The sequence below is a fragment of the Stenotrophomonas sp. YJH_SMC_57 genome (genome assembly GCF_059369755.1).
Window position 1 is genome coordinate 193210 of record NZ_JCAFSZ010000006.1, and the last position, 21007, is coordinate 214216.

Genomic DNA, 21007 nt, shown 5'->3' on the forward strand with positions numbered 1-21007 from the left:
TTCGTTGATCGCACACGCCTCCCGCTCGTTGAGCATTATCGGTGCCGGCCTCGCCGGTTCTCTGCTGGCCATACTGCTGTCACGGCAGGGCTGGCGCATCACCCTGTACGAGCGCCGCGGGGATCCGCGCGTGGCCGACTACGAAAGCGGCCGTTCGATTAACCTGGCGCTGGCCGAGCGCGGGCGCAATGCGCTGCGCCAGGCGGGCGTGGAGGACGAAGTGATGGCGCGCGCGGTGATGATGCGCGGCCGCATGGTGCATCCGCGCGACGGCGAACCGCAGCTGCAGCGCTATGGCCGCGACGACAGCGAAGTGATCTGGTCGATCCATCGCAGCGACCTGAACACCACGCTGCTGGAACTGGCCGAACAGGCTGGCGCCACCGTGCACTTCCATCGCCGCCTGCACACCGTCGATTTCGACGCAGGCTACGCGCGTTTCATCGATGACCGCGACGACAGCCCGCACGACATCCGCTTCGACACCCTGATCGGTGCCGACGGCGCCGGATCGGCCCTGCGCGCAGCGATGAACCGGCGCGCGCCGCTGGGCGAGGACATCGCCTTCCTCGACCACTCCTACAAGGAGCTGGAGATCCCGCCGGCCGCCGACGGCAGCTTCCGCATCGAGCGCAATGCACTGCACATCTGGCCACGTGGCCACTACATGTGCATCGCCCTGCCCAACCACGAAGGCACCTTCACCGTCACCCTGTTCCTGCCGAACCAGGGCGATCCCAGCTTTGCCACCGTCAACACCGGCGCGCAGGCCGAAGCGCTGTTCGCGCGTGAGTTTGCCGATACCCTGCCGCTGATTCCGAACCTGCGCGCAGACTGGGAACAGCATCCGCCAGGGCTGCTCGGCACGCTCACCCTGGAGCGCTGGCACCAGGCCGGCCGCGCCGTGCTGATCGGCGATGCCGCGCATGCGATGGTGCCGTTCCACGGCCAGGGCATGAACTGCGCGTTCGAGGACTGCGTGGCGCTGGCCCGCCACCTGATGGAAGCGGATGATCTGCAAGGCGCGTTCGCCGCGTTCGAGGCCGAGCGCAAGCCGAACGCGCGCGCCATCCAGCAGATGGCGCTGGAAAACTACCTGGAAATGCGTGACCGCGTGGCCGATCCTGCGTTCCTGCTGCAGCGTGAGCTGGAACAGGAACTGCAGCGACGCTGGCCGACCCGCTTCGTGCCGCATTACACGATGGTCACCTTCCTGCACACGCCCTACGCCGAAGCGCTGCGCCGTACCGAGCTGCAGCGCGACATGCTGGTGTCCGCCACCGCAGGCCACGATTCATTGGACAACATCGACTGGGCCGCGCTGGAAACACGGATCCACGCGCAGTTGCCGGTCCTGGAGGGCGCGCACTGATGGCCGACAGCTTCCTGTTCTACGACCTGGAAACCTTCGGCCAGGATCCGCGCCGCACGCGCATCTCGCAGTACGCGGCGATCCGCACCGACGCTGACCTCAACGAGATTGAAACGCCGGTCAGCTTCTTCGTGCGCCCGGCCGATGACCTGCTGCCGTCACCGATGGCGACGCTGGTCACCGGCATCACGCCGCAGCAGGCCATGGCCGAAGGCATCAGCGAGGCCGAGGCTTTCGACCGCATCAACGAACAGCTGTCACGCCCCGGCACCTGCGCGCTGGGCTACAACACGCTGCGCTTCGACGACGAGTTCATCCGCTACGGCCTGTTCCGCAATTTCCATGACCCGTACGAACGCGAGTGGCGCAACGGCAATTCGCGCTGGGACCTGCTGGACATGCTGCGGCTGATGCGCGCCATGCGCCCGGACGGCATCCAGTGGCCGCTGCGCGAAGACGGCGCCACCTCGTTCAAGCTCGAACATCTGGCCGAAGCCAACAACGTGCGCGAAGGCGATGCACACGAAGCACTGTCCGACGTGCGCGCCACCATCGGCATGGCGCGCCTGTTCAAGCAGTCGCAGCCGCGCCTGTGGGAGTACGCGCTGAAGCTGCGCGACAAGCGTTTCGTCGGTGGCCTGCTGGACATCGCAGCGTTGAAGCCGGTACTGCACATCTCCATGCGCTACCCGGCCAGCCGCCTGTGCGCGGCGCCGGTGCTGCCGCTGGCGGTGCACCCGACCATCAACAACCGGGTGATCGTATTCGACCTCGACGGCGACATCGACGACCTGCTGGAACTGCCGGCCGAGGTGATCGCGCAGCGCCTGTACATGCGTGCCAGCGAGCTGCCCGAAGGCGTGGCGCGGGTGCCGCTGAAGGAGGTGCACCTGAACAAGGTGCCGGCACTGATCGCCTGGAACCACCTGCGCGCCGACGACCATCAGCGCCTGGGCCTGGACGTGGCGGCCATCGAGACCAAGGTCGAGCGGCTGCGCCCCTTCGCCGCGCAGCTGGCCGAGAAGGCGCGCCAGGTCTACAACCAGCCCCGCGCCGCCACCGTGGCCGACGTCGACGCCTCGCTGTACGACGGCTTCCTCGGCAACGGCGACAAGCCATTGCTTGCCCTGGCGCGCACCACCGCACCGGAGCAGTTGGCCGAGCTGGAAGGCCGCTTCCGCGACCCGCGCCTGCCCGAGCTGCTGTTCCGCTACCGTGCGCGCAACCATCCCGGCAGCCTCGCGCCGGCTGAACGCCAGCGCTGGCAGGATTACCGCCGCCAGCGCCTGCTCGGAGACGGCGGCCTGGGTGAACTCAACCTGCCCCAGTACCAGCAGCAGCTTGATGCACTGGCCGCCGAAGCGCCCGATGACGCGCGGCGCCAGGCCCTGCTGCAATCGCTGCGCGACTGGGGCCAGCATCTGCAGGAGACGTTGTGAGTACCTATTTCTCGGACGCCAGCTTCAGGTTCCTGCGCAGCCTGGCGCGGCATAACGAAAAGGCATGGTTCAACGACCACCGCCAGCAGTACGAAGACCACGTGCGGCAGCCGTTCCTGCGCCTGCTCGGCGACCTGCAGCCGGCGTTGGCCGAGGTCAGCGACCATTTCCGCGCCGATACCCGTGGCGTCGGTGGCTCGCTGTTCCGCATCCATCGCGACGCGCGTTTTTCCAACGACAAATCGCCCTACAAGACCTGGCAGGGTGCGCGCCTGTTCCATGAGCGTCGCCGCGAAGTGGCCGCGCCCTCGTTCTACGTGCACCTGCAGCCGGGCGAAAGCTTCGTCGGCGCCGGCCTGTGGCATCCGGAGCCTGAAACCCAGCGTCGCGTGCGCCACTTCATCCTCGACAACCCGGGCAGCTGGAAGGCCGCCGCGCATGCGCCCGGGCTGCGCAGGCGCTTCGACTTCGAGGAAAGCGAGAAGCTGGTGCGGCCGCCGCGCGGTTTTCCGGCTGATTTCGAGTTCATCGACGACCTCAAGCACCGCAACTGGGTGATGTGGCGCTCGCTGGACGACGCCACCATGACCGGCCCGCGCCTGCTGTCCACGCTGGGCAAGGATCTGGCGGCACTCGGTCCGTTCGTCGACTACCTGTGCGCCGCGCTGGACCTGGAGTTCTGATGTCGCAGGATCTTCCGCTGGCCCGTCAGCGGCGCGTGCTCGGCCGCACCGGCCTGGCCGTTTCACCGATCGGCCTGGGGTGCTCCGGCTTCTGGGGTCATCGTCGCTTCCCGGAGCATGAGGCGGCTGCCGTGGTCGAGCATGCGCTCGCCCATGGAGTGAACCTGCTCGATACCGGCCACAACTATTCCGGTTTCCATGCCGAGCCGCGCCTGGGCCGCATCCTGCGCCCGTTGCTGCAGCAGTACCCGCGCGACGCGCTGGTGATCTCCAGCAAAGGCGGCACGTTGACCGGCCAGGCCGGCATCAGCGGCGCGGAGCAACGCAACTTCTCGCCCGCGGCCATCACCGCCAGCTGTGAGGCCTCGCTGCGCAACCTTGGCCTGGACCATCTGGACATCTACCAGCTGCATGGCGCCAGCGAACACGACATCAACGATGACCTGCTGCTGGCCCTGCAACGCCTGCGCGAACGCGGCCTGGTCCGCCACACCGGCATCAACACCCACTCGGCTTCGACGCTGCGCTGGATGATCGCCCATCCCGACGCGTTCGATGTGGTGCTGCTGGACTACAACGCCCTGCAGCAGGACCGCGAACCGCTGATCGACCAGCTGCAGGCAGCGGGCATTGGCGTGCTGGCCGGTACCGTGCTCGCGCAGGGTCACCTGCTGCCCGCGCGTCCTCGCCTGCCACGGCTGGCCGATGCCTGGTACCTGGCGCGCGCCTGGCTGAAACCCAGCAGCCGCCATCTGATGCGCAGTGCCCGCAAGATGCGGCGCGCCGTGGCCGCGATCCACAGCCAGCCCCCGGCCCGGACCGTCTTCGCCTATGCACTGGGCCATCCCGGCGTGGCCAGCGGCATTCTCGGCACCACCCGTACCCGCAGCCTGGACGATGTTCTGGGGACGCGGCTGGAAGCGCTGACCCCGGCCGAGCGGCAGCGGCTGGTGGCCGCCTTCGGCGATGGCCGTGGCTCACCCAGTCACTGACGCTTAACCCGCGTTTGCCGCCTTTGCGGCAGTCTGGGAGCCATGAAGAAGCTCATCGGCACCCTGATTGCCCTCGTCCTGGCCGTCGCCGCCTGGTGGTTCAGTGGTCCGTACCTGACCGTGCACGGGCTGTCCAAAGCGATCGAGCAGCGCGACACCGCGCGACTGCAACGCTACGTCGATTTCCCGCGCGTGCGCAGCAGCCTGCGTGCGCAGCTCAACGACTACCTGGTGCGCCAGGCCGGCCCCGACGTGGCGGCCAGCCCGTTTGGCGCCCTGCTCTACGGCCTGGGTGACCAGCTCGGCGGCGCCGCGGTGGACACCATGGTGACCCCGACCGGGATCGGCGCGATGCTGCAGGGCCACGTGCTGTGGAAACGCGGCCGCAATGAACTGAAGGGCGGCGATGCCTTCGGCGCGACCGAACCGGCGCGGCCGCTGAAGAATGCCGAGCATCGCTTCGAAGCACTGGACCGCTTCGTGGTCGACGTCGAGCGCGGCCCTGGCCAGCCGCCACTGAAGGTGGTGCTGGAACCACAGGGCCTGCGCTGGAAGGTGGTGGACCTGCAGCTGGGGATGTCGGGCAGCCCGTGACCGGACCCGTGGCCTGACGGCAATGCCAACCAAGGTTGGCGACTACCTGACCCTACCCCTCGTTGGCGACGCCGTGGGGAACGTGGCCGGCAGCCACGTGTTCACGCGCACTGTCGATGTTGTGCTGTGAATCGTCGAAGAAGATGTCGGCGCCGAACGCCTGCAGGAACGGGCCCTTGTGGCGGCCACCGAGGAACAGCGCCTCGTCCAGGCGCACGCCCCACTCGCGCAGGGTGCGGATCACCCGCTCGTGGGCCGGTGCCGAGCGCGCGGTGACCAGCGCGGTGCGGATCGGTGCGCTTTCGCCGGCCGGGAATACCTCCTGCAGCGTATGCAGGGCCGACAGGAAGCCGCGGAACGGGCCACCGCTGAGCGGTTCGCGGGCGCGTTCGCGTTCGTGCCGGCCAAACGCTTCCACGCCCTGTTCGCGCGAGATGCGTTCACTCTCGTCGCCGAAGATCACCGCGTCGCCGTCGAAGGCGATGCGCAGCTGCCCGGCCGGTCGACCGGTATCGATCTGGTCGGCCGCCGCAGCGGCAGTCTCGCCGGGCGGCTTGGGCAGGATGGTCGCGGCCGCGATGCCATGGCGCAATGCGCTGCGCACCGATTCCGGGTTGGCCGACAGGAACAGGTCGGTCCCGAACGGCTTCACGTAGGGCCAGGTCGGCTCACCTGCGGTGAACGTCGCGCGGATGATGCCCAGGCCGTAATGCTGGATCGAGTTGAAGATGCGCAGGCCGGTATCGGCCGAGTTGCGCGACAGCAGGATCACCTCGACGCGCGGGTTCTCCGGGCTGGCGCCCTGGTTCAGCGCCAGCAGCTTGCGCACCACGGGGAAGGCCACGCCGGGCCCGAGGATGTCGTCCTCATGCTGGCGCTGGAATTCGGCGTAGGCCGCCACGCCATCGCTTTCGAACAGCGCATGGCTTTCCTCGAGGTCGAACAGCGCGCGCGAGGTCACCGCAACGGTCAGCAAACGGGGGGAGTTGTCGCCCATCGGTGGGGGTCCTTCAAGCGGTCGGCACGGCCGGCCGCCCATTGTCCTCAAAAAACGAACTGTTCGCTCAGGATCCGGTCTTCCAGGTTGTGCTCCGGGTCGAACAGCAGGGTCACGCGGCGGTCCTTCGACTCGCGGATGGTCACTTCGACCACGTCGCGGGTCTCGTGCGAATCAGCGGTCACGCTGACCGGGCGCTTGTACGGATCGAGCACGCGGAAACGCACTTCGGTGTCGGCCTTGAGGATCGCCCCGCGCCAGCGTCGCGGCCGGTATGGGGCCAGCGGCGTCAACGCGATGGTGTGCGAGCCCAGCGGCAGCACCGGGCCATGCGCGGAATAGTTGTAGGCAGTGCTGCCGGCCGGGGTGGCCACCAGCACGCCGTCGCCGATCAGCTCCCCCACGCGTTCCTGGCCGTTCAGGTCGATGCCGATATGCGCAGCCTGGCGGGTCTGGCGCAGCAGCGACACGTCGTTGTAGGCCAGCGAACCGGTACTGGTGCCCGACTCGGTCAGCGCCACCATTTCCAGCGGGCGCAGGTTGGCCGGTTCGGCGCGGGCAATGCGCGCATGCACGTCATCGTCGCCGCGGTACTGGTTCATCAGGAAGCCGACCGTGCCCAGCTTCATGCCGAACACCGGCTTGCCCAGGTGCCCGTGCCGGTGCAGGGTCTGCAGCATGAAGCCATCACCGCCCAGCGGGCACAGCACGTCGGCCTGCTCGGGCGCGTAGTCGCCATAGCGCGAGACCATCGCCGCGCGGGCCATCTGCGCCGGTTCGGTGGTGCTGGCCAGGAAAGCGATGCGGGGGGAGTCGCTCATCGGTGGATCCGGGTGGGTATGCCAACAAGAGCATACCCGGTCGTGCGGGCCGCTGGCCGGCACGACCATGCAATGCAGAACGGCCCCGCTTTCGCGGGGCCGTTCCTCCAACTGCTGCAGATCAAGAGCCCCCCTGAGTCAGGGGGGCGCGCCAACGGCGCGGGGGTCTGGGAGCATGGTTGGCATGGGGCCCACGGTTTGCAGAGCAAACCGTGGGGCGTCAGCGCAAATGCGCTTACGCACCATGCGCAGCCAGCTGGCCCAGGCGCTGCACCGCGACCGAGACGGTCGGGTAGTCCAGGGTCTTCTGCTCGGCCAGTTCGGCCAGCATCGCCAGGGTGAAGCGCAGGCTGTTGTCGTCACGACCCATCCAGGCCGAGACCTTGGCCTCCGCGCTGCTGCCCTTGGTGCCCAGCACCTGGCCGGCCAGGTTGCGGTGGTTGGCCGCCAGTTCGTCACGCAACACGCCACGTGCCACGGCGTGCCAACGGCCGTTGACCTCCAGCGCATCAACCTGCTCGAACAGCCACGGCAGCTGCAGGGCGTCGCCCAGGCGGAAATGCACCTTGGACACGTCCACCGGCTTCAGCTTGCGGGTACGCGCCAGTTCGATGATGTCAAACGCCGGCTCCAGGAAGTGCAGTTCGGCCAGCTGCTGCGCCAGCGCGGACGGCAGGCCCTTCTCCTTCCACTCGGCCACCAGGGCTTCGTAGGTCGGACGTTGCGAATCCGGCAGCACGCCCGAGGCAACGCGGATGTCGTTGAACGGACCCTGGTAACGGTTGACCGCTTCGGTGATGCCCGGCATCGCGCCCGGGCGCGACAGCAGCCAGCGCACGAACGAACGCTGCAGCTTCCAGATCACTTCCAGTGCGTCGATCTGCACCGACTCCGGCACCTTGCCGTCGAGGGCATCGATCTGCGCCCACAGCGCGCGGGCATCCAGCGTCTCGCGGCTGATGGTGTAGGCCTTGGCGACCTCGGCGATGGAACGGCCGGTGTCTTCCTGCATGCGCATCAGGAAGGTGGCGCCCATGCGGTTGATGGTCTGGTTGGTCACGGCCGTGGCGATGATTTCGCGCTTCAGGCGGTGACGCTCCATCGCGTCGGCGTACTTCTTCTGCAGCGGGGTCGGGAAGTAGCGCTGCAGTTCCTTGGACAGGTACGGATCTTCCGGGATGTCCGAATCCAGCAGCTGGGCGAATGCCACCAGCTTGGAATAGGACAGCAGCACCGACAGTTCCGGACGGGTCAGGCCCTGGCCACGCGCCTTGCGCTGCGACAGCTCGGCATCGGACGGCAGGAACTCGATCTGGCGATCGAGCAGGCCCTGCTGTTCCAGGGTGCGGATGAAGTGCTGCTTGGAACCCAGGCGCTTGACCGCCATCCGCTCCATCAGGCTCAGCGCCTGGTTCTGGCGGTAGTTGTCGTTGAGCACCAGCTCGGCGACTTCGTCGGTCATCGAGGCCAGCAGCTTGTTGCGCTGCTCGACGGTCAGCTTCTTGGCCCGCACCACATCGTTGAGCAGGATCTTGATGTTGACTTCGTGGTCGGAGGTGTCGACACCGGCCGAGTTGTCGATGAAGTCGGTGTTGAGCAGCACGCCGGCCTGTGCGGCTTCGATGCGGCCCAGCTGGGTCATGCCCAGGTTGCCGCCCTCGCCCACCACCTTGCAGCGCAGCTCGCCACCGTTCACGCGCAGGGCGTTGTTGGCGCGGTCGCCGACATCGCTGTGCTGCTCGCTGGCGGCCTTGACGTAGGTACCGATGCCGCCGTTCCACAGCAGGTCGACCGGTGCCTTCAGGATCGCGCTCATCAGATCGTTCGGCGACAGCGCCTTGACGTTGTCGTCCAGGCCCAGCGCTTCACGCACCTGCGGGGTGATCTCGATCGACTTCAGGCTGCGCGGATAGATGCCGCCGCCCTTGCTGATCAGCTTGGCATCGTAGTCCGCCCAGCTCGAACGCGGCACGGTGAACAGGCGCTCACGCTCGACGAACGTGGTGGCCGCATCCGGGTTCGGGTCCAGGAAGATGTGGCGGTGGTCGAATGCTGCAACCAGGCGGATGTGGCGCGACAACAGCATGCCGTTGCCGAACACGTCGCCGGACATGTCGCCGACGCCGACCGCGGTGAAGTCCTGGGTCTGGCTGTCACGGCCCAGCGCACGGAAGTGGCGCTTGACCGACTCCCACGCGCCGCGTGCGGTGATGCCCATGCCCTTGTGGTCGTAACCCACCGAACCACCAGAGGCGAATGCATCGCCCATCCAGAAACCGTGCGCGATGGCCAAGCCGTTGGCGATATCGGAGAAGGTCGCAGTGCCCTTGTCGGCGGCCACCACCAGGTACGGATCGTCCATGTCGTGGCGCACGACATCCACCGGCGGCACGATCTTGTTGTTGACGATGTTGTCGGTGATGTCCAGCAGGCCCTGGATGAACAGCTTGTAGCAGGCCACGCCATTGGCGAAGACCGCGTCGCGGTCACCATTGACCGGCGGGGTCTTGGCGAAGAAGCCGCCCTTCGCGCCGACCGGCACAATGACGGTGTTCTTGACCATCTGCGCCTTGACCAGGCCCAGCACTTCGGTACGGAAGTCTTCGCGACGGTCCGACCAGCGCAGGCCGCCACGGGCGACCGCGCCGAAGCGCAGGTGGGTACCTTCCACGCGCGGGCCGTAGACGAAGATTTCGCGGTACGGGCGCGGCTTCGGCAGGTCCGGCACCAGCGCCGAATCGAACTTGAAGCTGATCACGTGGCCGTGCTGGCCGTTGGCATCGGTCTGGTAGTAGCTGGTGCGCAGGGTCGCGTCGATCACGCCCATGAACGAACGCAGGATGCGGTCTTCGTCCAGGCTGGACACACGGTCCATCAGCTTCAGCAGCGCATCGCGCGCGGCCTGCATCTGCGCGTCGCGGTCACCCTTGCGGGCGTCGACCACGGTCTTGAGCACCTTCAGGGTGGCCTCGTCGCCGGCGGCCAGCACGTCGAGGTGCGCCTTCAGCTGCGCCTGGCCAGCCGCGATGTCGTCCTTGCTCTCGTGGCCGGTGGCCGGATCGAAGCGCGCTTCGAACAGTTCCACCAGCAGGCGGGCCAGCAGCGGGTAACGGGCGAAGGTGCCTTCCACATACGCCTGGGAGAACGGCACGCCGGTCTGCAGCAGGTACTTGCAGTAGCCACGCAGCATGGCGACCTGGCGCCAATGCAGGCCGGCAGCCAGCACCAGGCGGTTGAAGCCGTCGTTCTCGGCATCGCCGTGCCAGACGCGGGCGAAGGTCTCGCCGAAGGCTTCATCGACGCTGGCAGCATCGATCGCGCCGGCGGTCGACTCGACCTCGAAGTCCTGCACGTACACCGGGGCGTTGTCGACCGACAGGCGGTAGGGACGCTCGGCAATCACGCGCAGGCCCATGTTTTCCATCATCGGCAGCGCGTCCGACAGCGGAATGTCGTCCAGCTGGCGGTACAGCTTCAGGCGCAGGCCATCGCCGCTTTCGCGCGGCACCGCCTGCAGGCTCAGGCGCAGGTCGTCCGGGCCGGTCAGGGCGTCGAGCTGGCTGACATCGTTGGCGGCAACGGCGGTGCTGTTGTCTTCGATGTAGCCGGCCGGCAGCGCCTTGCCGATGCGGGCGGCGATGCGCAGGCCTTCGGTTTCGCCATGGCGGGTCACCAGCGCTTCGCGCAGGTCGTCCTGCCAGTTGCGCAACACCTGGGCCAGCTTCTGCTCCAGTTCGGCGGTATCGACGTCGAGCATTTCACCCGGCTTCGGGCGCACGATCAGGTGCACCTGGGCCAGCGGCGATTCGCCCAGCACCACCGAGCTGTCGACGTACTCGCCGTGGAGCGCGTCCTTCAGCATCGCTTCGATGCGCAGGCGCACGTCGGTGTTGAAGCGCTCGCGCGGCAGGTAGACCAGTGCGGAAATGAAACGGCTGTACTTGTCACGGCGCAGGAACAGGCGGCTGCGCACGCGCTCCTGCAGGCCCAGCACGCCCATCGCGGTGCGGAACAGTTCGTCCTCGCTGGACTGGAACAGCTCTTCGCGCGGCAGGGTTTCCAGGATGTGGCGCAGCGCCTTGCCGCTGTGGCTGGCCGGGGCCAGGCCCGACTGCTTCATCACGTGCTCGTGGCGCTGGCGCACCAGCGGGATTTCCCACGGGCGACGGTTGTAGGCGCTGGAGGTGAACAGGCCGAGGAAGCGCTGCTCGCCGATGATCTTGCCCTTGGCGTCGAATTCCAGCACGCCGATGTAGTCCATGTAGCCGGCGCGGTGCACGCGCGAACGGGCGTTGGTCTTGGTCAGGATCAGCGCGTCCTTCAGGCCGGACGTGGCGTTCAGGCCCTGCGCGGCCAGGGTCTTGACCGGACGGGCGGCGGACTTGTCCTTGCCGCGCATCAGGCCCAGGCCGGTGTCGTTCAGCGGTGCCAGCACATCTTCCTTGCCCTGCTTCTCGACGCGGTATTCGCGGTAGCCGAAGAAGGTGAAGTGGTTGTCGGCGGCCCAGCGCAGGAACTCCTGTGCTTCCTTGCGCGAGGCATCGTCGACCGGCAGCTGGCGCTTGCCCAGGTCGTCGGCCAGCGCCAGCGCCTTGTCCTTCATCGGCTGCCAGTCGCGCACGATCGCACGCACTTCATCCAGCGCCTTGTTGATGGCCTGCTCGATGGCGGCCATGGCTTCAGCCGGCTGGCGGTCGATCTCCAGCAGCATCACCGATTCGGCATCACCCTCGCCGACCTTGACCAGCTTGCCGGCCTTGTCGCGGGTGAAGCGCAGCACCGGGTGGCCCAGCACGTGGACGCCCACGCCCTGCTCGGCCAGCGACATGGTGACGGTATCGACAAGGAACGGCATGTCGTCGTTGACGATCTGCAGCACGGTGTGCGGCGATTCCCAACCGTTGGCCTTCGCGGTCGGATTGAACACGCGGACGTTGGCCTTGCCGGCCTTGCGGGCACGGGCGAATTCCAGCGTCTCAGCCGCGAGAGCGGCCCACTCTTCAGCGCTGTGGTGCGGGAACTCGTCCGACTCCATGCGCTTGTAGAAGTCAGTAGCGAAGGCCACTGCTTCGGCCTGTGCGGCCGCGGGGTAGCGCTTGCGCAAGGCCGTGTACACCGGCTCCAGGGAGAAACCAGCGGTCACTGCGACCTCCGACTCTGCTGGTTTGGTCTTGTTTTTCACGGTCTTGGCTGCGGTTTTTTGCGGTTTCATGGCAGAGCGATGCGCTTGCTCAGTTGGGAAAATGAAATTGTAGCCCTACCGCACGAAAAGGCCTTGCTGCAGGACGGAATAAGCAGATTCGGGTTTGCTGCGGTTTAGACGCCTATTCAGTTCGCACCGGTATGGTCGTGGCGTCCGTTTCAGCACTGCAGACAGGATCGGCAAAGCGTGTTACCGGAAGACACATGCGGCGACGCCGATGCGATTCCACAATCCTGAACTGGACGGTATAGTCCACCGCGTGAATCCGGCTTACCTTCCCGTTGCCCTCGACGCACGCGATGAGCGCGTGTTCGACGCCGTGCGCGAACTGCTGGCGCAGCAGGGCATGCAGATGAGCATGGACGCGGTGGCCCAGCAGGCCGGCTGTTCCAAGCAGACCCTGTATTCGCGCTACGGCAACAAGCAGCAACTGCTGCGCCGGGTGATGCAGCGCCATGTCGGCCACGCCACCGGGGCCATGGTCCGTGCACTCCGCACTGACGACCTGCGTGCCAGCCTGCTCCAGTTCGCCACCGACTTCCTGGAGCATTTCAGCCAACCGCACGTAGGACAGGCCTGCCGGCTGATCGCCGCCGACGCGTCCCAGTTTCCCGAAGAGGCGCGTACGCTGTACCGGCATGGCGCCGGCGCGCTGACGCTTCATCTTGCTGAATGGATTGAAACCGTTTGCATGCAGGGCCAGCTACGGCATGACGACCCGCACTTCATGGCCGAGCTGCTGCTGAGCATGATCGCCGGTCAGGATTTCGACAAACAGCGCTTCCATACCCCCCATCGTGATGACGCGCTGCTGCGTCGGCGCTGGGCAGAGTTCTCCGTCGACAGCTTCCTGCGCGCGTTCGCGCCACAGCCGTCGCCGGCCCCGTCTACAAACCAACCCCGGAGTTCCTCCTGATGACCGCCCCACTCCGCACCCTTGCCTTGACGTGCGCCGTTGCTGTCGCTCTGGCCGCCTGCAAGAAGCCGGAACAGCAGACGCCCCCGCCGCCGGAGGTGGGCGTCATCGACGCCAAGCCGCAGACCCTGCCGCTGCAGCGCGAGCTGGTCGGCCGCCTGTCGCCGTTCCGCAGCGCCGACGTGCGCGCGCGCGTTCCGGGCGTGCTGCTCAAGCGCGTCTACCAGGAAGGCTCCCAGGTCAAGCAGGGCCAGACCCTGTTCCTGATCGACCCGGCGCCGCTGCGTGCCTCGCTCAACGCCTCCGAAGCGCAGCTGGCCTCGGCCCGCGCCACCTATGCCAACGCCAAGGTCGCCGCCGACCGTGCGCGCTCGCTGGCCCCGCAGCAGTTCGTCTCCAAGTCCGACCTGGACAACGCCGAGTCGGCCGAGCGCACCGCCCTGGCCGCGGTCAAGCAGGCCGAGGCCGCGTTGACCTCCTCGCGCATCAACCTGGGCTACACCGAAGTGACCGCCCCGATCAGCGGCGTGGCCAACAAGCAGCAGGTCACCGAAGGTGCGCTGGTCGGCCAGGGCGATGTGACCCTGCTGACCACCGTCGACCAGCTCGACCCGCTGTACGTGAACTTCTCGCTGAGCGTCGATGAGCTGACCCAGCTGCGTGCACAGCAGGCCAAGGGCGCACTGGCCCTGTCCGGCGATGGCAAGGCTACCGTCAGCGTCAAGCTGGCCGACGGCACCACCTACAGCGAGCCGGGCACGCTGGACTTCTCGTCGACCACGGTCGATCCGGCCACCGGCGCGGTCTCGCTGCGTGCGCTGCTGCCGAACCCGCAGCAGATCCTGCTGCCGGGCGCCTTCGTCAGCTTCCAGGCCAACCTGGGCGAGCGCAACAATGCCTACCTGGTGCCGCAGCAGGCGCTGCTGCGCGACACCACCGGCGGTTACGTGATGGTGGTCGGCACCGACGGCAAGGTGGTGCGCAAGAACGTCAAGACCGATGGCGCGCAGAACGGCAACTGGCTGGTCAGCGACGGCCTGGCCGCCGGTGACAAGGTGATCGTGGCCGGCGTGCAGAAGGTCAAGGAAGGTGCACCGGCGGTGGCCAAGCCGTGGACCCCGGGGCAAGACGCCAACGGCAAGCCTGCCGCAGGCGGCGCTGCTCCGGCGGGCGCCGCACCGGCCGCCGGCAAGGCACCGGCCGACGCGGCCAAGCCCGAGCAGGCCGATGCGGCCAAGCCGGCCGCCACCGATTCGAACAAGCAGTAACGGGAACCTTCCGTCATGCCTAAATTTTTCATCGAGCATCCAGTCTTCGCCTGGGTGGTTGCGATCCTGATCTCGCTCAGCGGCGTGATCGCGATCCTCAACCTGGGCGTGGAGTCCTATCCCAACATCGCCCCGCCGCAGGTGACCGTCTCGGCCACCTACCCGGGCGCCAGCGCGGACACCACCGAGAAGTCGGTCACCCAGGTGATCGAGCAGCAGCTGACCGGTATCGATCACCTGCTGTACTTCAGCTCTTCCTCGTCCTCCAACGGCCGGGCGCAGATCACCCTGACCTTCGAGACCGGTACCGATCCGGACATCGCCCAGGTGCAGGTGCAGAACAAGGTATCGCTGGCCACGCCACGCCTGCCTTCGGAAGTGACCCAGCAGGGCGTGGTGGTGGCCAAGGCCAACGCCGGCTTCCTGATGGTGGTGGCACTGCAGTCCGATACACCGACCATCAACCGTGATGCCCTGAACGACATCGTCGGTTCGCGCGTACTCGACCAGGTCTCGCGTATCCCCGGCGTCGGCAGCACCCAGCAGTTCGGTTCCGAGTACGCCATGAACATCTGGCTGAACCCGGAGAAGATGCAGGGCTACGGCCTGTCGGCCAGCCAGGTGCTGGCGGCGGTGCGCGCTCAGAACGTGCAGTTCGCCGCGGGTGCACTGGGCTCAGACCCGTCGCCGGAGGGCCAGCACTTCACCGCCACGGTCTCGGCCGAAGGCCGCTTCAGCTCGCCGCAGGAGTTCGAGAACATCATCCTGCGCGCCAACGCTGACGGCTCGCGCGTGCTGTTGAAGGACATCGCCCGGGTCGCCTTCGGTGCCAACAACTACGGCTTCGATACCCAGTACAACGGCAAGCCGACCGGCGCATTCGCCATCCAACTGCTGCCGGGCGCCAACGCCCTGAACGTGGCCGAAGCGGTGCGCGGCAAGATGGACGAGCTGCAGCCCAGCTTCCCGTCCGGCGTGACCTGGTTCTCGCCGTACGACAGCACCACCTTCGTCAAGATCTCGATCCAGGAAGTGGTCAAGACCCTCTTCGAAGCGGTGTTGCTGGTGTTCCTGGTGATGCTGATCTTCCTGCAGAACTTCCGCGCCACCCTGATCCCGACCCTGGTCATCCCGGTGGCCCTGCTCGGTACCTTCCTGGGCATGTGGATGATCGGTTTCACGATCAACCAGCTGACCCTGTTCGCGATGGTGCTGGCGATCGGCATCGTGGTCGACGATGCGATCGTGGTGATCGAGAACGTCGAGCGCATCATGTCCGAGGAAGGCCTGGCGCCGAAGCCGGCCACGCAGAAGGCGATGACCCAGATCACCGGCGCGGTGGTGGCGATCACCGTGGTGCTGGCCGCGGTGTTCATCCCGTCCGCCCTGCAGGGCGGTGCGGCCGGTGAGATCTACAAGCAGTTCGCGCTGACCATCGCCATCTCGATGGCATTCTCGGCGTTCCTGGCCCTGGGCTTCACCCCGGCGCTGTGTGCGACGTTCCTCAAGCCGACGCACAACGACAACCCGAACATCATCTACCGCACCTTCAACAAGTACTACGACAAGATCAGCCACACCTATGTGGGCCACATCACCTCGGCGGTGCGCCACGCGCCGCGCTGGATGATCCTGTTCGTGGTGCTGACCGCGCTGTGCGGCTTCCTGTTCACCCGCATGCCGGGCAGCTTCCTGCCGGAAGAAGACCAGGGCTACGCGCTGGCCATCGTGCAGCTGCCGCCCGGCTCGACCAAGGGCCAGACCAACGAAGTGTTCGCGCAGATGCGTGGCATCCTGGAAAAGCAGGATGGCTATGAAGGCATGCTGCAGGTGGCCGGCTTCAGCTTCGTCGGTTCCGGCGAGAACGTCGGCATGGGCTTCATCCGCCTGAAGCCGTGGGAGGAACGCAAGTTCACCGCGCCAGAGTTCATCCAGAACATGAACGGCGCGTTCTACGGCATCAAGGAAGCGCAGATCTTCGTGGTCAACCTGCCCACCGTGCAGGGCCTCGGCCAGTTCGGTGGCTTCGACATGTGGCTGCAGGATCGCAGTGGTGCCGGCTACGAACAGCTGACCCAGGCGCGCAACATCCTGCTGGGCAAGGCCGCGCAGAAGCCGGAGGCACTGGTCGGCGTGCGCCCGAACGGGCTGGAAAACGCCCCGCAGCTGCAGCTGCACGTGGACCGCGTGCAGGCGCAGTCGATGGGCATGTCGGTGTCGGACGTGTACAGCACCATCCAGCTGATGCTGGCCCCGGTGTACGTCAACGACTTCTTCTACGAGGGCCGCATCAAGCGCGTCACGATGCAGGCCGATGGCCCGTACCGCACGGGCCAGGAGTCGCTGAAGAGCTTCTACAGCCCGTCCAGCCTGACCACCAATGCCGATGGCACCAACGCGATGATCCCGCTCAACACGGTGGTCAAGTCCGAATGGGTGTCGGCATCGCCGTCGCTGAGCCGTTACAACGGCTACTCGGCGATCAACATCGTCGGTTCGCAGGCCCCGGGCACCAGTTCGGGTGAAGCGATGCAGACCATGGAGGCGATCGTCAACGACGACCTGCCGGCCGGCTTCGGCTACGACTGGTCCGGCATGTCCTACCAGGAAATCCTGGCCGGCAACGCCGCCACCCTGCTGCTGGTGCTGTCGATCGTCGTGGTGTTCCTGTGCCTTGCGGCGCTGTACGAAAGCTGGTCGATTCCGGTGGCGGTGCTGCTGGTGGTGCCGCTGGGCGTGCTCGGCGCACTGGGCCTGTCGATGCTGCGCGGCCTGCCCAACGATCTGTTCTTCAAGATCGGCCTGATCACAGTGATCGGCCTGGCGGCGAAGAACGCGATCCTGATCGTGGAGTTCGCGGTGGAGCAGCGTGCGGCGGGCAAGAACCTGCGCGATGCCACCATCGAGGCGGCACGCCTGCGTTTCCGTCCGATCCTGATGACGTCGTTCGCGTTCATCATGGGCGTGATCCCGATGGCGATCTCCACCGGCGCCGGCGCCAACTCCCGCCACGCCATCGGCACCGGCGTGATCGGCGGCATGCTGTTCGCCACCCTGCTCGGCCTGCTGATGATCCCGGTGTTCTTCGTGGTCGTGCGCCGCATGCTGGGCGACAAGCTGGATGAACCCTCCAGGGAGTTCATGGAACGCCAGCGCGACGCCGAAAGTGCCCACCGCCCGGATCGTTGATCCGGCGCTGGGTTGAAACGAAAAGGCCCCGGAGCGATCCGGGGCCTTTTCTGTTGCCTGCTCCGACGTGCCGGAGCGGATGTTGGCCAATCGCGGATGTCGCCTCCGGCAGCCAGGTGACCGGACCGATCCACGCAGCGGAAGATGCGCATCGCAATCGCCTTGCGATTCAGAGCCACATACGCCCCCACGTGTCGCACTTCGTCAGTCATGCAATGACTGGGCGAACCGTCACAACGTCCGGCGAAACCGCGGCTTAACAAAGGACTTCCACCACAGCTATATCAGGCAGGATTCCATGCGTCGTTCGCTTTTCCCAAGAGCCTTACAGCTTCTCGCATTGCTGGGGCTGAGCGCGCTGATCTCACCCGTGGCACATGCTGCAGGCGTGCTGGTATGCGACAACTGCGCGGACCCACGCGCGCTCGCGCTCACATCCGGCACGGGTCTGACCATCGTCGCGGACTTCAGCCAACGCAGGCTTCACGGCTACGAAGTGGAGTACGACCGCGAACTTCACAGATACCGGGCGGTCCAGACACAGGTGCCGGATCCGATCATCGCGTCGTTCAACCGCATCATGGGGATGCTTGACCGTCGCGGCATCCGCGCTGGCCAGAGGGGCGCACAGTTCGAAATCCACCCCGATGACCCGGCAGCGGCCAATGGCGTCACCTTTCCAGAAGAATTCAAATGCCACAACGCGCATGACATCGCGCAGATGGCAACCGCCCGCTTCCGGCTTGAGGCCCAGATCGGCGAGGCGTTCGCCGGCGCGACCACCCACTCGACGGCCTGGAACAGCATGGCGACGTTTCTCTCGTCCATTGGCCTGAGCTTCGTCAGCAAGGCGCTGGGCATCGATGGAGCGATATATGTCATCACATGGCGGGATGGCTCACAGACCACCCTCCTCATCCGTCCCGACTCGGTCAGGGAAGCGAGGTATGTACAAGGGGGAAGCAGGGATGCACAGGGCAACCGCATTGCCGATGGCGCTGCCAGCGATCCGGACACCGCACAGGGCTTCGCGGGTGTCTATCAGTTTGAAGACGGGGAAGCGATGCAGCGCTGGATCGATACCGCTCGACTGTACGGTGTAACCGTTGTCGAAGGCAGCGGCATCGCAGGCCAGCTGGATTGCCGCTGGGACGGGCGGACGTTGACCTGCGAAGGCAGCTGAACGGGAAGCACACCCGGATGCAAGGCCCCGGAACGCTCCGGGGCCCTGCCTGCCACGTGGAAGAGGCCAACCCGGGTGGGCGCTCTTCAATCCACGCCAGCCAGTGTCGGCAACTACCGCAGCCCGGTCTCGTTGCGGGCGATCACCAGGCGCTGGATTTCCGAGGTGCCTTCATAGATCTCGGTGATCTTGGCATCGCGGAAGTAGCGCTCCAGCGGCATTTCCTTGGAATAGCCCATGCCACCGTGGATCTGCACGGCCTGGTGGGTGATCCACATGGCCGCTTCGGACGCGGTGAGCTTGGCGATGGCCGCTTCGTTGCTGAAGCGCTTGCCCTCGCCCTTCACCCATGCCGCGCGCAGGGTCAGCAGCAGGGCTGCATCCAGCTTGCACTTCATGTCGGCGATCTTGGCCTGGGTCATCTGGAAAGTACCGATGGCCGCGCCAAAGGCCTTGCGCTCCTTCACGTATTCCAGGGTCGCTTCATAGGCGGCCCGTGCGATGCCGATGGCCTGCGAGGCAATGCCGATGCGGCCGGCGTCGAGCACGCTCATGGCGATCTTGAAGCCCTCGCCCTCCTGGCCCAGCACATCTTCTGCCGCGGCCACGTAGTCGTTGAACTCGATCTCGCAGGTGGCCGAAGCACGGATGCCCAGCTTCGGTTCGGTCTTGCCACGACCGAAGCCGACTTTGTCGGTATCGATGATGAAGGCAGTGATGCCACGCGCACCCTTGTCCGGCTCGCTCATCGCGAACAGCACGATGTACTTGGCCACCGGGCCGGAGGTGATCCAGCTCTTCTTGCCGTTGATGACGAAGCCGCCATCGGCCTGCTTCACCGCGCGGCAACGCATTGCGGTCGCGTCCGAGCCCGACTGCGGCTCGGTCAGCGCGAACGCACCGATGGCCTCGCCCTCGGCGATCGCACGCACGTAGGTCTGCTTCTGCGCCTCGGTGCCATGGGTGAGGATACCGTTGCAGAACAGCGAATTGTTCACCGACATGATGGTCGAGTGGGCTGCGTCGGCGGCGGCGACCTCCACCATCGCCAGCACGTACGCAACCGGGTCCATGCCCGCACCGCCGTATTCGGTCGGCACTTCGATGCCCATCAGGCCGTTCTCGCCGAGCAGGCGGATGTTGTCCAGCGGGAACTCGCCGGTACGGTCGTGATGCTCCGCACTCGGGGCAATCTTCTCCTGCGCGATGCGCCGCGCCACGTCCTGCAGCATCAACTGCTCTTCAGTAAAGCTGAAATCCACAACACCCTCCCAGGTACATGATGAAGTGGGCCACGCAAGGCGTGCCCGGATGGCCTGATTGTACCGGGGCGCGACGGCTTCCGTACGCCAGCGACTTGACCGCGGCAGGCTCACTCAGCGAATATATCTCTATATCGCGATAGGTAGATATTTATGGATCTTGAAGACTGGTCGACCCGCCTGAAGGTGTTCGCTGATGCGACCCGCGTGCGCCTGCTGGCGCTGCTGGAGCAGGAAGAGCTGACCGTGGCCGAGCTGTCGGCGATCACCCGCCTGGCGCAGCCGCGCGTGTCCACGCACCTGGCACGCCTGAAGGAAGCCGGCCTGGTCCGCGACCGCCGCGCGGGCGTGTCGGCCTACTACCGCTTCGACGAGGCCCAGCTGGATCCGGCGCAGCGCGCATTGTGGCACGCCTTGAGCAACGGAAGCGATGACCCGCTGCTGCGCCAGGATGCCGAACGGGTGGCTGCGGTGCTGGCCCACCGCGCCGCCGACCAGAACTGGGCCGACAGCGTGGCCGGCGACATGGAACGCCACTACTCCCCGGGACGCACCTGGGAGGCACTGGCCCGGACCGCGCTGCCGCTGCTGGAGACCGGCGACGTACTGGATATCGCGTCCGGTGACGGCGTACTGGCCGAACTCGTCGCCCCCCACGCCAAGCGCTACATCTGCATCGACACCAGCGCACGCGTGGTCGCCGCGGCCAGTGAGCGCCTGCGCCGCCTGCCCAACGTGGAAGTGCGCGAGGGCGACATGCATGCCCTGCCGTTCAAGGACGGCAGCTTCGACCTGGTGGTGCTGATGCATGCGCTGACCTACGCCAGCAAACCGGCACAGGCGGTGACCGAGGCCGCACGCGTGCTGCGCTCCGGCGGCCGCCTGCTGCTGTGCAGCCTGGCCCGCCACGAGCACAAGGCGGCGGTGGAGGCCTACGGCCACGTCAACCTCGGCTTCAGCGACAAGGAGCTGCGCAAATTCGTCGACAAGGCCGGCCTGCAGGTGTCCAGCCTGGAAACAGTCACCCGCGAGAAGCGTCCGCCACACTTCGAAGTGATTTCGCTGATCGCCAACAAGCCCTGAGCTGG

Annotated in this window: 14 protein-coding genes; 10 read left to right on the plus strand and 4 right to left on the minus strand. The window is 66.5% G+C overall.

The window, feature by feature from the left end:
• The first annotated feature begins 4 nt into the window (after positions 1–4).
• Genes AC5P7U_RS09945 through AC5P7U_RS09965 form a run of 5 tightly spaced genes read left to right on the plus strand, consistent with a single transcriptional unit; the run spans position 5 to position 5080 of the window.
• A complete protein-coding gene (locus AC5P7U_RS09945) occupies positions 5–1372 on the plus strand; it encodes an FAD-dependent oxidoreductase (RefSeq protein WP_197564555.1) in 1368 nt (455 codons plus the stop codon).
• Positions 1372–2811, plus strand: a complete 1440-nt coding sequence (gene sbcB / locus AC5P7U_RS09950; protein ID WP_197564554.1) for an exodeoxyribonuclease I — start codon at positions 1372–1374, stop codon at positions 2809–2811. Before AC5P7U_RS09945 ends, sbcB begins: the two co-directional genes overlap by 1 nt.
• The gene (locus tag AC5P7U_RS09955) at positions 2808–3494 is read left to right on the plus strand and encodes a DUF2461 domain-containing protein (protein WP_197564553.1); all 687 of its coding nucleotides are present in this window, start codon (positions 2808–2810) and stop codon (positions 3492–3494) included. Before sbcB ends, AC5P7U_RS09955 begins: the two co-directional genes overlap by 4 nt.
• On the plus strand, positions 3494–4486 hold the full coding sequence (locus AC5P7U_RS09960; RefSeq protein ID WP_006453010.1) for an aldo/keto reductase: 993 nt from the start codon (positions 3494–3496) through the stop codon (positions 4484–4486). The genes AC5P7U_RS09955 and AC5P7U_RS09960 overlap by 1 nt, the downstream gene beginning before the upstream one ends.
• Positions 4487–4528: 42 nt before the next feature.
• Positions 4529–5080 (plus strand): DUF2939 domain-containing protein, encoded by a 552-nt coding sequence (locus AC5P7U_RS09965; protein WP_197564552.1) that lies wholly within the window; start codon positions 4529–4531, stop codon positions 5078–5080.
• Between the two features lie 52 nt (positions 5081–5132).
• Here AC5P7U_RS09965 and AC5P7U_RS09970 read toward each other — a convergent pair whose 3' ends face one another.
• The 3 genes from AC5P7U_RS09970 to AC5P7U_RS09980 all read right to left on the minus strand — a co-directional run bounded on the left by AC5P7U_RS09970 (position 5133) and on the right by AC5P7U_RS09980 (position 12110).
• Complete coding sequence (locus AC5P7U_RS09970) at positions 5133–6077, minus strand: 5'-nucleotidase (RefSeq protein WP_005410242.1); 945 nt, start codon at positions 6075–6077, stop codon at positions 5133–5135.
• Positions 6078–6124: 47 nt separating this feature from the next.
• Positions 6125–6898 carry an NAD kinase gene (locus tag AC5P7U_RS09975; RefSeq protein ID WP_049458758.1) on the minus strand — a complete coding sequence of 258 codons (774 nt, stop codon included), beginning with the start codon at positions 6896–6898 and terminating at the stop codon, positions 6125–6127.
• A 235-nt stretch (positions 6899–7133) separates the two neighbouring features.
• Positions 7134–12110, minus strand: a complete 4977-nt coding sequence (locus AC5P7U_RS09980) for an NAD-glutamate dehydrogenase (RefSeq protein ID WP_414554687.1) — start codon at positions 12108–12110, stop codon at positions 7134–7136.
• A gap of 250 nt (positions 12111–12360) precedes the next feature.
• Here AC5P7U_RS09980 and AC5P7U_RS09985 point away from each other — a divergent pair, with 250 nt between their 5' ends.
• The 4 genes from AC5P7U_RS09985 to AC5P7U_RS10000 all read left to right on the plus strand — a co-directional run bounded on the left by AC5P7U_RS09985 (position 12361) and on the right by AC5P7U_RS10000 (position 18657).
• The gene (locus tag AC5P7U_RS09985) at positions 12361–13017 is read left to right on the plus strand and encodes a TetR/AcrR family transcriptional regulator (RefSeq protein ID WP_008265285.1); all 657 of its coding nucleotides are present in this window, start codon (positions 12361–12363) and stop codon (positions 13015–13017) included.
• Complete coding sequence (locus tag AC5P7U_RS09990; RefSeq protein WP_049458761.1) at positions 13017–14285, plus strand: efflux RND transporter periplasmic adaptor subunit; 1269 nt, start codon at positions 13017–13019, stop codon at positions 14283–14285. Before AC5P7U_RS09985 ends, AC5P7U_RS09990 begins: the two co-directional genes overlap by 1 nt.
• Before the next feature lie 15 nt (positions 14286–14300).
• Entirely contained in the window at positions 14301–17474 is a 3174-nt protein-coding gene (locus AC5P7U_RS09995; RefSeq protein ID WP_053450234.1) for a multidrug efflux RND transporter permease subunit, read from the plus strand.
• A 298-nt stretch (positions 17475–17772) separates the two neighbouring features.
• Positions 17773–18657 (plus strand): hypothetical protein, encoded by an 885-nt coding sequence (locus AC5P7U_RS10000; RefSeq protein ID WP_414554686.1) that lies wholly within the window; start codon positions 17773–17775, stop codon positions 18655–18657.
• Between the two features lie 113 nt (positions 18658–18770).
• Here AC5P7U_RS10000 and AC5P7U_RS10005 read toward each other — a convergent pair whose 3' ends face one another.
• The gene (locus tag AC5P7U_RS10005; protein ID WP_495221046.1) at positions 18771–19919 is read right to left on the minus strand and encodes an acyl-CoA dehydrogenase family protein; all 1149 of its coding nucleotides are present in this window, start codon (positions 19917–19919) and stop codon (positions 18771–18773) included.
• Between the two features lie 153 nt (positions 19920–20072).
• Between AC5P7U_RS10005 and AC5P7U_RS10010 the strand changes: the two genes are divergently transcribed.
• Positions 20073–21002: an ArsR/SmtB family transcription factor gene (locus tag AC5P7U_RS10010; protein WP_006453029.1), complete on the plus strand. Its 930-nt coding sequence runs from the start codon at positions 20073–20075 to the stop codon at positions 21000–21002.
• Positions 21003–21007: the final 5 nt, after the last annotated feature.